Origin of the sequence: Pseudomonas sp. R4-39-08, assembly GCF_003852275.1 — a bacterium.
Taxonomy (GTDB): domain Bacteria; phylum Pseudomonadota; class Gammaproteobacteria; order Pseudomonadales; family Pseudomonadaceae; genus Aquipseudomonas.
Window position 1 is genome coordinate 2,861,543 of record NZ_CP027733.1, and the last position, 15,592, is coordinate 2,877,134.

Sequence of the window (15,592 nt, forward strand, 5' to 3'; positions counted from 1 at the left end):
GGCTCGTCAGGCAGATTGAGGCAGCAAGTGGTCGCTGGGTTCGTGGCGGGAAGCGGGTTCTTGCCAATGGCCGGGACGGATGCCCAGGGCACCGAAGAACGCCGCACTGTCCGGATTCAACGCTGGCCCGACCAACAAAGGCACGCGCAGGCGGCTCATCCCCAGTACATCCAGCAGTGGCCGACGGACCAGCCAGTGCCCCAGCCAGCGGCGTAGGGGGGATCGGCTCGGCTGCATGCCCCAGCGGTACACGCGATGGCTGAACGTCCCCGGCAGCGGCAGGCGTTCACGCACCCACTGCTCCAGGCGTGCATAGGATTCGCGGGTGCCCAGCACCAGGGTCGGGCCCAGTTCGCGACGGTCGGTGTCGCGGGTGGCCAGGGCCTCCGGAAAGTTCAGCCCAAAGCCGGCATGCAGCCAGGGCGCAAGCAGGTAGCGTGCTTGCCCGCTGGCGGCAAACACCCGTGCGGCCAGGGCCTCGTCGTCGGCGCCGAGGTGTTCCCGGTCGACCAGCGCACGGGCGCCCACGAGCAACTGCGCATGGGTCAGGCGCAGGGTGGTCTCGGCATGAAAGACGAAGGCCGTGGCGTCGGGTTGCGGCGTGTGGGCGGGGGGCGGGGCATCGGTACGCAAGTCGGCATAGTCGATCAAGCCGGCGTCCGGGTACTGGCTCAGGCCACGCCCGTCGAGGAACACCACCACGTCGCGCTCACGCAGTTGTTGCAACGTGTCCAGGTCTTGCACGATCACGAAGCGCGGCCGCAGCACGTTCAACAACGCCTGGTTGTCGCGCTCCGGGTTGAGCAGTGTGACGCTGGCGCCCAACCATTGCGCCGCCAGCGCCAGCAACAACGCTTCGGGACGCGCCTGGCTGATGATCAACAGGTCATCGTCACGCCCCAAGCTGCGCTGATGCAAGGCAGCGGCGAGCTGGCTGACCTCGCGAGCCACCTCGCTCCAGCTGCGCTCATGCCAGATGCCCAGGCGCTTGTAGCGCAAAGCGATCGCCGACCCGCGGATGTGGGCTTGACGCAACAGCGCCTGGGGCAATGTCTGGGGCATGGATACATCCTTCGGGGTAGGAGCAAAGGTGATTGCATGCGCCATGCCAGAGGGATAAATGCTTTTATTTCAATTAGATACGTAACGTATCTGGTAATTGGCGTGTGTTGATTCAGTACAAGCTGTCCAGGCACTGTTGGTGCATGAACAGTGCTGTCAGCCGATGGTTAGGGGCAGAAGCAAACGAGGTACGCGACGGTGTGTGCAGTTTCAAACCGGGAAGGTGATTCAGTTCGTCAGACCTTTTAGAAATTCAACCGATTTAGCATGGGCATTGCTCATATGCCTGAAAACCAGCGTGTACGTTCTACTCGGGGTCGCTTTTGTTAATGTAAATGCGCAAAAAACACCTCTGGCATCTGCCTAACATGGACCATCCATTACAGCAGCATCAAGATGCCAGGAGACCTACCGTGCGCTTTGTAAATCCCATCAAGCACAGTTTAAAGAGCGCCAAATCGACAGTCGGTTGTTGGTTGACGCTCGCGAGTCCTGCTGTCGCCGAACTGATTGCCCATTGCGGTTTTGATTGGTTGGTCATCGATGCTGAACACGGCCCTAGTGATACACAGGATATCGCTGCTCAACTTAGAGCGATTGATGCTGCAGCCTTTAACGGGGCAAGAGCGGTAGGTGCTGTGCGCGTCACCGCCAATGATCCTTCTATGGTCAAGCGCGCCATGGATTGCGGGGCGCAGACGATTATTTTTCCCAACATAAATACGGCGGCCGATGCAAAGGCCGCAGTGGCGTCGATGTTATTCCCATTGTCCAAACAACCGGGCATCAGAGGTGTAGCAGGAATGGTAAGAGCAGGGAGCTATGGGTTGGACAGCGACTACGTCAAATCCGCAAACAGCCAGGCTTGCGCCATTGTTCTGATCGAGTCGGTGGAGGGGGTAAAGAACGTTGACGCTATAGCTGAAGTCGAGGGCGTGGATTGCCTGTTCATCGGCACAGCAGACTTGTCTGCGAGTATGGGCTATCTGGGCCAGACCGGACACGCTGATGTAAAGGCTGCAGTCGAGAAAGTCTTGGCGGCGGCACGCAAGCAGTCCAAGGCAGTCGGCATCTTTGCAACTTCGGTGGAAGAGGCCCGCCAGTACCGGGAGAAAGGTGTGACCTTTATCGCGCTGCATTCTGACACTGGATGGCTGACCAAGGGGGCGACGGACGCCTTGGACGCACTTAACTTAAAAAAATAATACAGCAGTGATGGTCGAGAAGTTTAGATCAATCGTTCGTTATTTAAATGAGTCAGTGGAGATTTTAAATGTCAATGTCAGACCGTGATGGGAAAATCTGGAAAGACGGTGAGTTGGTGGAGTGGCGTGAGGCCAATACTCATATTTTGACCCATACACTGCATTATGGCATGGGCGTGTTCGAGGGTATGCGCGCATACACAACGCCACGCGGACCTGCAATTTTTCGACTGAAAGAGCATATTCGCCGTCTTTTTAATTCCGCAAAGATTTTTCAGCTGGAAATTCCTTTTGATGAAGAAACCATTCGTAACGCGTGCGTAGAAGTCGTCCAAGCAAACAAGTACGACGCTTGCTATCTGCGCCCTTTGGTTTGGATTGGCTCGGATTTTTTGAGCATCGCGGCAAAAAATAACACAATTCATGTTGCTACAGCCGCCTGGCCCATGGGCTCATACTTGGGGGAGGAGGGCATGGAAAAAGGTATTCGAGTAAAAACGTCGTCTTTCACCCGCCATCATGTCAACGTTTCTATGGTCCGTGCAAAAGCCTGTGGCTATTACATAAACTCCATCCTGGCTAACCGAGAGGTCACTTCGCTCGGGTTTGATGAGGCGTTGTTGCTCGATACTGAAGGTTATGTAAGTGAGGGTGCAGGCGAGAATGTTTTCATGGTTCGAGACGGGGTTATTTACACCCCCGATTTAGCGTCTTGCCTGGAGGGTATAACGCGTGATTCGGTGATGATTATTGCTCGAGATTTGGGTTTCGAAATTCGGGAAAAACGAATTACTCGCGACGAGTTGTATTGCTGCGATGAGGCATTCTTCACGGGTACTGCTGCTGAAGTCACACCGATTCGTGAGCTCGATGGTCGGACAATCGGTGCAGGCTCGCGAGGCCCTATCACCCAACAGCTTCAAGAGATCTACTTCTCCGCAGTACATGGCACTAATGAAAGATACGCTCATTGGTTGACCTATGTGTGATGACCAAATGAAAATCGATTCTTATTCATAAAATATAGGAGGCGCTACCGAGGCTGAGTATAGGTGCACAGGTAAGTGCGAGCCGTCAGCATTGTCTAAAACAATAATAATATTCTTTGCTTAATTGATACTGCTAGCCATCTATGTCATTCAGCCCTGGAGTCTCCATGAAAAAAATTAGCGTTGTATCGATGATGATTGCCTCTGCGTTGTGTTCAGCCGTCGGGGTAGTCCATGCTGAAACTATCAAAATTGCAATCGCTGGGCCTATGAGTGGGCCTGTGGCTCAATACGGAGATATGGTATCCGCAGGTGCCTTGACGGCTATTGAACAAATGAATGCTGCAGGTGGTGCAAGCGGCCAAACATTTGAAGCTGTGATGATGGATGACGCGTGTGAGCCTAAACAGGCAGTGGCCATTGCTAACAAAATTGTCAGCCAGAATATTCGGTATGTGATCGGTCACGTCTGTTCGGGATCTGCTATTCCTGCGTCAGATATTTATGAGAATGAAGGCGTGCTGATGATTGCCCCTTCGGCAACAGCCCCTCAGTTGACTCAAGGTAAAAATCGAACGCTGATTTTTCGCACGATCGGCCGAGATGATCAGCAAGGGCCTGCGGCTGGTAAATACATAATTGAACACGCCAAACCAAAGCTCGTCGCCATTTTGCATGATAAGCAATCCTACGGCCAAGGTATCGCGACGTCAGTAAAGCAGACCATTGAAAAAGCTAACGTGCCTGTGGCGATGTTTGAAGGCATTAATGTTGGGGATTCTGACTATTCTTCTGTGATCACCAAACTCAAAGTCCTGGGGGTCGACTTTGTGTATTTTGGCGGCTATCACCCAGAGATGGGGCTTCTGCTTCGCCAAGCGCGTGAGCAGGGCCTGAAAGCGGTATTCATGGGGCCGGAAGGGGTGGGCAATCAAGATGTTACCGCTATTGCGGGAGCCGCTTCAGAAGGGATGCTTGTGACATTGCCCGCTGACTTCTCGGCCGATCCAGCAAATGCGGCGCTCAATAAAGCGTTTACCGATAAAAAGCGCGACCCGGGCGGCCCGTTTCAGCTTTCTGCATACACCGCTGTCAAGGTAATTGGCGACTCTATCAGTGCAACGAAGAGTTCGGATCCAAAAACAGTAGCCCAGTACATGCATAGCCATCGATTCACTACGCCGATTGGTAATATTGCGTTTGATGCTCAAGGTGATCTCGAAGCCTTCAAGTTCGTTGTTTACACTTGGCATAAAGATGCCACGAAAACAGTAGCTGAATAGGCTATACCCACGTCGCCTCACTGCTGTTCAGTGAGGTGTATATGCTGTTTTAGAGGCATCTTTGGATGAACGATTTTCTCCCCCAATTTATCCAGCAGCTAGCCAATGGGTTAACGTTGGGTTCAATATATGCCCTTATAGCAATTGGCTATACCATGGTGTACGGCATCATCGGCATGATCAATTTCGCCCATGGCGAGATTTATATGATCGGGGCTTATATAGGGCTGGTGACCATCACAGCAATAGGCGTCACGTCGGGTTACCCGCTGCCGTTGGTGCTGGGTGGCGCGCTATTGGTCTCGGTCGCTGTCACCGGCTTATATGGATTTGCAGTCGAGCGCGTCGCCTACCGACCGCTGCGCGGAGGACCTCGGCTTGTTCCGTTAATCTCCGCTATCGGCATGTCGATATTTTTACAAAATTATATTCAGATCGGCCAGGGATCGCGTGATATTTCGGTACCCGTGTTAGTGCCAGGGGCCGTTGAATTCCAATTGGCTGGGAGTTTTTTTGATATCACTATCCCCTATTCAAGAGTCATCATTTTTGGTGCTACTTTAGTTTTAATGGTTGCCTTGACTGTTTTTATTGGTTATTCCCGTATGGGGCGAGCCTGTCGCGCGTGCTCTGAAGATATGCGCATGGCGAATCTTTTAGGGATTGATACTAATCGAGTCATTTCCTTTACCTTCATAATGGGTGCGATGCTGGCCGCAGTAGGTGGGGTTTTGATCGCGCTGGCAATCGGAAAACTAAGTCCTTTTATTGGGTTTATTGCGGGTATCAAAGCATTCACAGCCGCAGTCCTGGGCGGTATTGGAAGTATTCCAGGTGCGATGCTTGGCGGTATTCTTTTAGGGCTGGTAGAAACATTTGCTGCAGCTTACTTGCCTGCAGAATACAAAGATGTTGTTGCCTTCGCTTTGTTGATTTTGATTCTCCTCTTTCGACCTACAGGTCTGTTGGGCAAAACAAACGTCGAGAAGGTATAAGCTGATTATGAATCAAGAACCTAACACCGGCGCAGTGACGTTAAATACCATAGCTGCCGCACGATCCTCTGCTAAAGGTCACACCCTGCGGGCGTATACGCTTGGGAAAAACCTCAAGTCAGCGTTTATCGCCGCTGTCATGACGATTATCCTGACCGCACCTGTTTTGGGCCTGCAGCTCAAAATGATCGGATACAAAGTTGTCTTGGAACAGCATTGGATGCCTGTCTGGTTGGCGGCCGTCGCTGTGTTTGTTTTCCAGTTGCTGCGACCCATTTGGTTGGCAAACCGCTCGGTCGTTAAATTTCCCTCTATTCCAGAGTTGAACGAGCACCGGCAGAAGACCATTATTCTCGCATTGCTGGTAATTGGTTTGATTTGGCCGTTATTCGCTTCAAGGGGGGCGGTAGATATCGGCACGCTTGCGCTGATCTACATCATTCTCGGGCTGGGGCTCAATATTGTTGTAGGTTATGCAGGGCTCTTGGACCTGGGGTACGTCGGCTTTTATGCTATCGGCGGTTACAGCTATGCTTTACTCAATCAGCATTTCGGGCTTTCGTTCTGGCAGTGCCTACCGGCCGCGGCGGTCATGGCAGCCGTTTTCGGATTCATATTAGGATTTCCTGTACTGCGGTTACGCGGTGACTATCTTGCCATTGTGACACTCGGGTTCGGTGAAATAATTCGTCTGCTGTTGAACAATGCAACGACAATTACCGGAGGGCCGGACGGTATTTCTGGCATACCGAAGCCGACGTTCTTCGGTATCGAATTTGCGAGAAAAGCCAGCGAAGAGGGCGCTAAAACCTTCCATCAAATACTAGGTATCGATTACTCAGGAATGCACATGGTGGTATTCCTTTACCTGGTCGCTCTTGTGTTAGTTGCTTTTACTTTATTTGTGACCAGTCGACTTATTCGCATGCCTGTTGGGCGTGCGTGGGAAGCATTGCGAGAGGACGAAACTGCTTGTCGTTCGTTGGCGTTGAATCCAACGAAAATAAAGCTCTCCGCATTCACGTTGGGCGCGGCCATCGCTGGACTGGGCGGGGCGTTCTTCGCTGCACGTCAAGGACTGGTAAACCCAGAATCCTTTACGTTTATTGAGTCGGCTTTAATTCTTGCAGTCGTGGTGCTTGGCGGCATGGGGTCACAGTTAGGTGTCGTTCTCGCCGCTATATTGTTGACGGTTTTGCCAGAAGTTGCACGTGGGTTTGATGAGTACCGGATGTTGATCTTTGGTCTTGTCATGGTGCTTATGATGATCTGGCGACCACAAGGGCTTCTGCCTGCTCGTCGTCCACATGTGGAGTTGCCAACATGACCCACGAGCTGCTGAAAGTTTCAAATTTACAGATGCGTTTTGGCGGGTTGCTCGCTGTTGATCAGATAAACTTCTCAGTCCGCAAAAATGAAGTGTTCTCGGTCATTGGCCCTAATGGTGCTGGGAAAACCACAGTGTTCAACTGTGTCAGTGGATTTTACAAACCTGCCTCCGGCAGCGTTGTATTAGATGGCGTGCCTATTGAAGGGCTTGCGAGCCATGTTGTGGCAGAAAAAGGTCTGGTCAGGACTTTCCAAAATATTCGACTTTTCAAAAGCCTTACGGTACTTGAAAACCTTCTTGTTGCTCAGCACAGTCAGGTTAAAACAGGTCTACTGCAAGGACTTTTTGCTACGCGCAGCTACCGTAAAGCAGAACATGAAGCACTCCAAAACGCAGCGGCCTGGCTGCATCGGCTTGGTCTGACGGGCGTCGCTAACAGAGAGGCAGGCACATTACCCTATGGTCATCAACGGTTGGTTGAAATTGCCCGCTGTATGGTTACGAAGCCTCGCCTATTGATGTTGGATGAACCCGCTGCGGGGCTCAATCCTCAAGAGAAAATCGAACTGGCTAAGCTGATCGATAATTTGCGAACTGATTTCGGTATTTCGGTACTCCTGATTGAACACGATATGAGTCTCGTTATGGGAATTTCAGACCGAATACTGGTGATGGAATATGGTCGTGCCATTGCCACGGGGCTACCTCACGAAATTCAGAATGATCCGCGAGTTATCAAAGCTTACTTAGGGGAAGAGTGATGCTTAAGTTAGATAGCGTGCATACTCACTACGGTGCTGTCGAAGCGCTCGCCGATGTGTCTATCGAAGTGAAGAAAGGCGAAATCGTGACGTTGATAGGTGCCAATGGCGCCGGTAAATCAACGTTAATGATGACAGTGTGCGGATCGCCCGGTGCTTCCAGCGGTAATGTTATTTTCGAAGGCCAAGACATTACCCATACGCCAACCCATGAAATAATGCGAAAGGGAATGGCTGTTTCTCCTGAAGGCCGGCGAGTGTTTCCGACACTTACAGTGTACGAGAACTTAAAAATGGGAGGCTTCTTCTCCAGTCATAAAGAAGCGCAAATCGGCGTTGAACACGTTTATACGCTTTTTCCCCGACTGAAAGAGCGATCTAAACAGCGTGCAGGAACAATGTCCGGTGGCGAGCAACAAATGTTGGCAATCGGTCGGGCGTTGATGAGCCGTCCCAGGTTGTTATTGCTGGATGAACCGACCCTTGGTCTGGCGCCATTGGTAATTAAACAGATTTTTGAAATTGTCAAAACCATCAGGGATTCGGGTGTCACGGTTTTCCTGGTAGAGCAAAACGCTAATAAGGCACTGCACATCGCCGACAGAGGGTATGTGCTTGAAAACGGTCGGGTCGTATTAGCAGATACGGGACATAACTTGTTGAAAAACGAGAGTATTAAAAGTGCGTACCTGGGCGGATAGCAAAAATAAATAAGAACGCTGCTAGGGATAGTCAAATTTCTTAGCGGTGGCTAGATTTCTTGATGTGAGGTGATGTAACCATGAATAGTTCCCAGCAAGGTACTCCTGAAAGCTCGGGGTTTTCCGCCAACGCAAGCGACACGCAGGAGTCTGCTGAGTGGCGTGATGCACTCCTGTCATTGATTGAAAATAGTGGCCCTGAAAGGGCCCGCGAAATAATCGATGAGCTGGTCAGTCTCGTCCGCGACCCGAACATCGGCTGGAAGCCCAAGCTGGGAACACCCTACATCAACACTATTCCCGTAACAAAGCAGCCCGCATTTCCAGGCGATCTGGCAATCGAAGAACGCCTTTCATCGATCATTCGGTGGAATGCTCTCGCGATGGTCGTGCGTGCTAACCAGGCTTATGGTGATTTGGGCGGCCATATAGCCAGCTACGCGAGTGCGGCGGATTTGTTTGAGGTCGGTTTTAACCATTTTTTCCGAGCAAGAAGCGACTCCTTTGGTGGCGACCTGGTCTTCTATCAACCGCATTCCGCGCCAGGCGTTTACGCACGAGCGTTTCTGGAGGGGCGACTGGGAGAAGAGAACCTTCAGCATTACCGGCAGGAGATCACCGCTTCCCGCCGTGGGGTGCAGGGTCTGTCCAGCTATCCACACCCCTGGTTAATGCCGGACTTCTGGCAATTTCCAACAGGGTCGATGGGTATCGGCCCTATTAGTTCGATCTTCCAGGCCCGATTCATGCGGTATCTTCACAACCGTGAGCTGTTGAACACGTCTGAGCGAAAAGTGTGGGGCGTTTTCGGCGATGGTGAGATGGATGAACCGGAAAGTATGTCTGCTCTTACATTGGCTGCCAGGGAGGGTTTGGATAACTTGATCTGGGTAGTCAATTGCAATCTTCAGCGGCTGGATGGGCCGGTGCGAGGCAATGGGCGAATCATCGACGAGCTGGAATCATTATTTGTCGGGGCAGGTTGGAACGTCATAAAACTGGTGTGGGGATCTGATTGGGACGGTCTTTTCGCTCGCGACACCGACGGGAGCCTGGTACGAACGCTGTCGGAAACTGTTGATGGGCAGTTCCAGACTTTTGCGGCGAAAGACGGACGTTACAACAGGGATCATTTCTTTGGGCAAAACGAAGCACTATCCCAGCTTGCCCAGGGCCTCACAGATGAACAAATCGATCGGTTGAAACGAGGCGGCCACGATATGGTGAAGATCTATGCCGCCTACCAAGCTGCTTCTGTCCATAAAGGGCAGCCTACCGTGATTCTTGCCCAGACCAAAAAAGGTTACGGGATGGGCGAAGCCGGCCAAGGAAAAATGACGACTCACCAGCAGAAAAAACTCGATCGAGAAGCGCTGATTGGGTTTAGAAATCGATTCAACCTTCCTTTGACCGATGAGCAGGTTGAGACGCTCTCGTTCTACAAACCTGCCGAAGATAGTCGTGAAATGCGCTATCTGCTTGAGCGCCGGCAACGCCTTGGGGGCTTCACGCCTAGTCGGCAAACGAACGTCCCTGTGGTCGCGGTACCCGGATTGGATGTCTATGGGAGCTTTGCTACCAAAGCCGAAGGCAAGGAAATGTCTACGACCATGGCTTTCGTCAGGATGCTTAGCGGTCTGTTGAAAGATCCTATCCTAGGGCGACGGGTAGTTCCCATTGTGGCGGACGAAGCTCGGACATTCGGGATGGCCAATTTATTCAAGCAAATTGGTATCTATTCCAGCGTCGGTCAGCGTTATGAGCCGGAAGACATTGGCTCGATCCTGAGCTATCGGGAGGCGCTGGATGGTCAAATACTTGAGGAGGGTATCAGCGAAGCAAGTGCCATCAGCTCCTGGGTAGCCGCCGCAACCAGCTACGCGACCCATGGTCTGCCCATGTTGCCGTTCTATATCTACTACTCGATGTTCGGTTTTCAGCGAGTCGGCGATCTCATCTGGGCTGCGGCTGACCAAAGGGCCAGGGGCTTTTTGCTTGGAGCCACGGCAGGCCGTACAACCCTGGGGGGAGAAGGCTTGCAGCATCAAGATGGCAGTAGCCATTTGATGGCAGCTTTGGTGCCAAATTGCAGAGCTTATGACCCAGCATTCGCAGGTGAGTTTGCGGTCATTCTCGACCATGGCATGCGTCAGATGTTGGAGAAACAGGTTGATGAGTTCTACTACGTCACCCTTATGAATGAGAACTACGCCCAACCTAACCTGCCGGCAGATATTGAGAAGGACATCATCAAGGGCATGTACCGTTTTTCAGCACACACGGGTGGAGCTGATTCGAACAAGGTCAGGCTGCTCGGATCCGGAACAATTCTGCGGGAAGTAATGGCTGCCGCAGAGCTTCTGAGCGCAGATTGGCAGGTCGATTCCGAGGTGTGGAGTGTCACGAGTTTTACAGAGCTTGCGAGGGACGCCAGGGGCGTAGAGCGTTGGAACCGGCATCATCCTGAGGGCGAACAGAAAACCAGCCATGTAGGTGAGTGTCTGCCGAAGGGCGCTCCAGTCATTGCTGCGACCGATTACGTGCGCGCGCTGCCGCAACTCATAGGCACTTATATTGAAGATCACTTTGTCGTGCTCGGTACCGACGGTTTCGGCCGCAGTGATACGCGAACAGCCTTACGCAAATTTTTTGAAGTTGACCGTCATCAGATCGTCCTGAGCGCGCTCTGGGCCTTGGTGCGCGAAGGGAAACTTAACGCCGACATTTGCTCTAGTGCAATTGAAAAATACGACATCAACGTTGACGAAACAGCCCCTTGGGAATGTTGATGTGAGTGTGTGATGGGTGGCATCGAAACGGTTGCAACCCATCATTGCCATTAATGCTGTTAGGCACTATTTCTCTGGATAATTTTCATGACTACGCTGCGTGACATTCTGGTTCCAGATATTGGCGATTTTAAAGAAATCAGCATTATTGAAGTACTTGTTGCACCGGGTGACTTAGTTACAGCAGGGCAAACTATCATTGTTGTTGAAACCGATAAAGCAACAATGGATATTCCCGTTTCACACGGCGGTATCATAAAGAATATTCAAATTGTGGCGGGTGATAAAATCAGTGAAGGTTCATTGATTGCCACCTTGGAATCAACCGAGGCGTCTGCAGATCCGTCATCCACAATTGTAGTCGCGCAGCCTCAATCTATCGTCTCTGTTCCTATAGATTCTCCTGCACAGGCGGCTGTGCAACCTGCTGCTCCTTCATTGGAACTTCCTCGTACGGTACCCCTTGAGAAAGTAGTTTCCACTGGGCTCTTGCCGTTCGCTTCCCCGTCAGTCCGTAAGTTAGCCCGTGAGCTAGGGGTGCCACTGAGTGAAATCAAGGGTACCGGGCCTAAAGCACGTATAACTAAGGAGGATGTTCACTCTTTTGTTGGACAAGTAATGGCGGATGCCCGAAAAACGGATGCACAACAGCAGAACCCAACGGGCCAACCCTTCATGCAAGGCCTGCTGCCTTGGCCAGATATTGATTTTTCGAAATTTGGTGAAATTAAACGGGTAGACCTGTCCCGACTAAAAAAAATCAGCGGCGCCAATCTTTATCGTAATTGGTTAAGTATTCCGCATGTGACAAACCATGATGATGCGGACATAACGGAGTTGGAGGATTTTCGTCGTAACATTAACGAAGACAACGCCAAGCAAGGCGTTAAAGTTACGATGATCGCGTTGGTCATGAAGGTCTGCGTCGCCGCGCTTAAAAAATTCCCGGAATTCAACTCGAGTCTGGATCGCGATCAACTGATATTGAAAGATTATTTCCATATCGGTTTCGCGGCTGATACACCCAATGGGCTAGTGGTTCCAGTCATTCGTGATGTTGATAAGAAAGGCGTGGTGACTTTAGCTCGAGAGATGTCTGAGTTGTCGGCTAAGGCTCGCGCAGGGAAGCTTGAACCTTCTGATATGAGCGGGGGCTGCTTCACTGTTTCTTCCCTGGGAGGGATTGGCGGGACCTACTTCACCCCAATAATCAATGCGCCAGAGGTGGCAATTCTGGGGATCGGTCGCAGCAGCACCCGGCTAACCCTGGATAAGGGGCAGGTCGTTCCCAGGTTGATCTTGCCTCTCAGTTTAAGTTGGGATCACCGCGTCATTGATGGCGCCGCTGCGGGTCGATTTAATGCATTTCTTGTCGAGCATTTAGCCGATATGCGTCGATTGATAATGTGATTTTATTTGCTGATCGGTGGGTTGTTAAAAGCTCCTTTCACGTGTCTGGTTTAGCGTTGATGCTGTTCGCAACTTCCGAGTGGAGGCGTAGTAGTCGGCTATGTTAACTGCTGAGCAGCTATCCGCCTAAAGCTAAGAAAAATAGGGGGAGCAACAATGCAAAAAACTAGACGCAAGCACCGCGGTGCGAATAAGCAGTATTTGTTATGTGCGGTAAAGGTACGAACTATCTTGATGAAGCTATTGTTCAATACACCGTTGTTGTTGCTTATATTGATTTTTATCGTGCGTATGCGTCAGTAAGATGACCCTGACCGGCCAGTCTGCTAAGACCATCATTCATATCAACAAAAAATTTATGCTAAGATCTCTGCTCTGTTAAGAAAATATGGAATGGACATTCTATATTTTAGAGGGTTTTGAGATGATCATTCCAAAAGTTAAGATAGACGCTACTGATCGGCGCATTATGGCTGCGCTCCAGAGAGATGCGAGGCTCTCGAGCGCGGAACTTGCCGAGCTGGTGTCCCTGAGTGCATCTCCATGCTGGCGACGGGTAAAAAGGCTTGAGGAAATAGGCCTGGTACGTGGCTATCATGCAAGCATAAATATGGAAATGCTTGGATACGCTATCACTGCTTTCGTACAGGTAGCCTTGGATCAAAAGGACACCCGCCATATGAAAGCATTCGAGGATTCCATCACCTCATTTGAGCAGGTAATAGCCTGTCACTGCGTATCCGGTGTTTATGATTACCAGTTGACAGTCTTGGCCACAGACTTAGCTGAATTCAGTGAGTTCGCCAGGAAGAATATAAACGGCTTTCCCAGTGTCAAGGACGTGTGCACCGCCTTTGTCGTCAAGGAAGTAAAAGCCCCCGTGAATGTGATAGTTGGCTGAAGGGAAGCGGTTCAATCAACGACGACACTGGTAAACAGCGGTTCCGATGAAAACACGAGTGTTCGTCGACCAGATCACGCAGGTCATACGGGCAGGCGGGCAGCAGTAGAAAGACGTCGGATGCAGTACTCGATTAACAAAATAAAATTGTGTTTGTGAAAAAAATATATTGATTTTTTTAAGGTCGGCAGCGCTTTAGCATAAACCCACCTTAAAAAAACCGCTGGGCAGCGCGTGCGGTGTCCGGCACCACAAACCAATAAAAATTGTTATCGGAGTCCTGATGAGTCTTTCCCCTTTCCACCTCGCAATCCCTGTGTATGACCTGGCCGCCACACGTCACTTTTACGGTGAGGTGTTCGGCCTATCCGAAGGTCGCTCCAGCGACCAGTGGGTCGACTTCGATTTCTACGGCCATCAACTGGTCATCCACGAGCACCCTAAAACTGCTTCGCAGGAAAGCGTGCACAGCAACCCGGTAGACGGTCACGACGTACCGGTTCCGCACTTCGGCATCATCCTGGAGTGGGCGCAATGGGAAGCCCTGGCAGAACGCTTGAAAGCGCGCGCCACCCAGTTTGTGATCGAACCCTACATTCGCTTTAAAGGCCAGGTCGGCGAGCAGGCCACCATGTTCCTGTTCGACCCGTGCGGCAACGCCCTGGAGTTCAAGGCGTTCAAAGATATGAGCCAGCTGTTCGCCAAGTAATAAAAAACCTGGCGCACTTCGAGGAGTGCGCCAAGGACACTTAAATGAGCTGGAAGCTCATGAATCTAGCTACTGCCCTCAAGCAGTCCTTTCATTCCAACAAAAAGGCTAGACATGAAACGTATTCCCTTAGTTTGGCAAATCGTTGCCGGGCTGTTGCTTGGCGTGCTCGTGGGTTGGTATTTCAATACCCACCCGGAAAATCAAGTCTGGGTCAGTACCGAGATCCTTAAACCACTCGGGGATATCTTCATCAAGATGATGAAGATGGTCGTCGTGCCGATTGTTTTCTGCTGCATGATCCTCGGCATTGCCGGAGGCGGTGATAACAAATCGTTTGGGCGCATGGGCGCAAAGTCGTTGATCTACTTCTTTGCAATCACCAGTCTCGCCATCGTGCTCGGCTTGTGCTTCGCCAACCTGTTCGAGCCGGGTAAAGGCACCGAAATCGCGGGTATCGCCCACACCGCGGCAGCCGTGCATATGGAGCCGTCGAAGGGCGCGCTGATCATCCTGCAAAACATCGTGCCCGATAACGTGATTGTCGCGATGTCGGAAGCGAAGTTGCTGTCGGTGCTGTTCTTTGCCGTGCTGCTGGGCATGGCGCTTAATACATTGCCTAAAGAAAAGAGCGCACCGGTTGTAGCGGTCGTGCAGGGCTTCTCCGACGCCATGTTCAAAGTCGTATCGTTTGTCATGGCCTACGCACCGATTGGTGTATTCGGCATGATCGGCGCCACGGTAGCGACCTTCGGATTTGCCTCGTTGCTACCGTTGCTCAAGCTGATCGGCGTGGTGTATCTGGCGCTGATTACCTTTGCCCTGGTGATGCTCGGCGGTATTTGCTACCTGATCGGCGAAAACGTCTTCAAGTTGATCAAGTACTTCCGCGATGAGCTGATTCTGGCCTTCTCCAGTGCAGCCTCTGCGGCGGTCATGCCGCAGTTGATGACCAAGCTGGAAGCCTATGGCGTGCCTCGGCGCATCGTCAGCTTCGTGGTGCCGGTGGGTTATGCGTTCAACCTGGACGGTGCTTCGATCTTCCTCGGTGTGGCGACGATCTTCATTGCGCAGCTGTATGGCATCGATCTGTCGTTGACTCAGCAGATTTTGCTGGTGGTGACGATGGTGCTGACGTCGAAGGGCGCTGCGGGCGTACCTGGGTTTGCCATCATCATTCTGTCGGCCACCTTGGCGTCTGCCGGGCTGCCGCTGGAAGGGGTCGCATTGATTGCCGGGATCTTCCGGATCATCGACAGCGGTACCACCACCTTGAACGTGCTCGGTAACGCAATTGCGCCCCTGGTCATTGCCAAGTGGGAGAAAGCGCCGCTGGAGCGAAAAAACGCGGTAGGGGGCGAGCAGAACGCTTAATCAGTGACACAAGAGCCTTCCACGTTAAACGCGTCGAGGGCTCTTTTTTTGGCTGATAAACCGATAAGAAGTTTTTGTATCGA

The 15,592-nt window shown here is 51.7% G+C and carries 13 protein-coding genes; 12 read left to right on the forward strand and 1 reads right to left on the reverse strand.

Translation table 11 applies throughout. The features are described from left to right. Positions 1–6: 6 nt before the first annotated feature. Entirely contained in the window at positions 7–1,062 is a 1,056-nt protein-coding gene (locus tag C4J88_RS13060) for an AMP-binding protein (RefSeq protein ID WP_124407150.1), read from the reverse strand. 413 nt (positions 1,063–1,475) lie between these two features. Between C4J88_RS13060 and C4J88_RS13065 the strand changes: the two genes are divergently transcribed. From C4J88_RS13065 to C4J88_RS13120, 12 genes are all read left to right on the forward strand, one after another. Beyond that, complete coding sequence (locus C4J88_RS13065) at positions 1,476–2,267, forward strand: HpcH/HpaI aldolase/citrate lyase family protein (RefSeq protein ID WP_218567116.1); 792 nt, start codon at positions 1,476–1,478, stop codon at positions 2,265–2,267. Positions 2,268–2,335: 68 nt separating this feature from the next. Then, complete coding sequence (locus tag C4J88_RS13070; RefSeq protein ID WP_124407152.1) at positions 2,336–3,256, forward strand: branched-chain amino acid transaminase; 921 nt, start codon at positions 2,336–2,338, stop codon at positions 3,254–3,256. Positions 3,257–3,447: 191 nt separating this feature from the next. Continuing rightward, positions 3,448–4,539, forward strand: a complete 1,092-nt coding sequence (locus tag C4J88_RS13075) for a branched-chain amino acid ABC transporter substrate-binding protein (protein WP_256659133.1) — start codon at positions 3,448–3,450, stop codon at positions 4,537–4,539. Positions 4,540–4,604: 65 nt separating this feature from the next. Continuing rightward, complete coding sequence (livH, locus tag C4J88_RS13080; protein WP_124407154.1) at positions 4,605–5,534, forward strand: high-affinity branched-chain amino acid ABC transporter permease LivH; 930 nt, start codon at positions 4,605–4,607, stop codon at positions 5,532–5,534. Between the two features lie 7 nt (positions 5,535–5,541). Beyond that, positions 5,542–6,861: a high-affinity branched-chain amino acid ABC transporter permease LivM gene (locus tag C4J88_RS13085; RefSeq protein WP_124407155.1), complete on the forward strand. Its 1,320-nt coding sequence runs from the start codon at positions 5,542–5,544 to the stop codon at positions 6,859–6,861. Further along, positions 6,858–7,625, forward strand: coding sequence for a high-affinity branched-chain amino acid ABC transporter ATP-binding protein LivG (gene livG / locus C4J88_RS13090; RefSeq protein ID WP_124407156.1), 768 nt, complete (start codon positions 6,858–6,860; stop codon positions 7,623–7,625). Before C4J88_RS13085 ends, livG begins: the two co-directional genes overlap by 4 nt. Continuing rightward, positions 7,625–8,326: an ABC transporter ATP-binding protein gene (locus tag C4J88_RS13095; protein WP_124407157.1), complete on the forward strand. Its 702-nt coding sequence runs from the start codon at positions 7,625–7,627 to the stop codon at positions 8,324–8,326. Before livG ends, C4J88_RS13095 begins: the two co-directional genes overlap by 1 nt. An 80-nt stretch (positions 8,327–8,406) precedes the next feature. Next, a complete protein-coding gene (gene mdeB / locus C4J88_RS13100) occupies positions 8,407–11,115 on the forward strand; it encodes an alpha-ketoglutarate dehydrogenase (RefSeq protein WP_124407158.1) in 2,709 nt (902 codons plus the stop codon). A gap of 87 nt (positions 11,116–11,202) precedes the next feature. Beyond that, the gene (locus C4J88_RS13105; RefSeq protein WP_124407159.1) at positions 11,203–12,525 is read left to right on the forward strand and encodes a dihydrolipoyllysine-residue acetyltransferase; all 1,323 of its coding nucleotides are present in this window, start codon (positions 11,203–11,205) and stop codon (positions 12,523–12,525) included. A 388-nt stretch (positions 12,526–12,913) separates the two neighbouring features. Then, complete coding sequence (locus C4J88_RS13110) at positions 12,914–13,426, forward strand: Lrp/AsnC family transcriptional regulator (RefSeq protein ID WP_256659115.1); 513 nt, start codon at positions 12,914–12,916, stop codon at positions 13,424–13,426. A 283-nt stretch (positions 13,427–13,709) separates the two neighbouring features. Continuing rightward, positions 13,710–14,135, forward strand: coding sequence for a VOC family protein (locus C4J88_RS13115; RefSeq protein ID WP_122674984.1), 426 nt, complete (start codon positions 13,710–13,712; stop codon positions 14,133–14,135). A 114-nt stretch (positions 14,136–14,249) separates the two neighbouring features. Next, entirely contained in the window at positions 14,250–15,509 is a 1,260-nt protein-coding gene (locus tag C4J88_RS13120) for a cation:dicarboxylate symporter family transporter (protein WP_124407160.1), read from the forward strand. Positions 15,510–15,592: the final 83 nt, after the last annotated feature.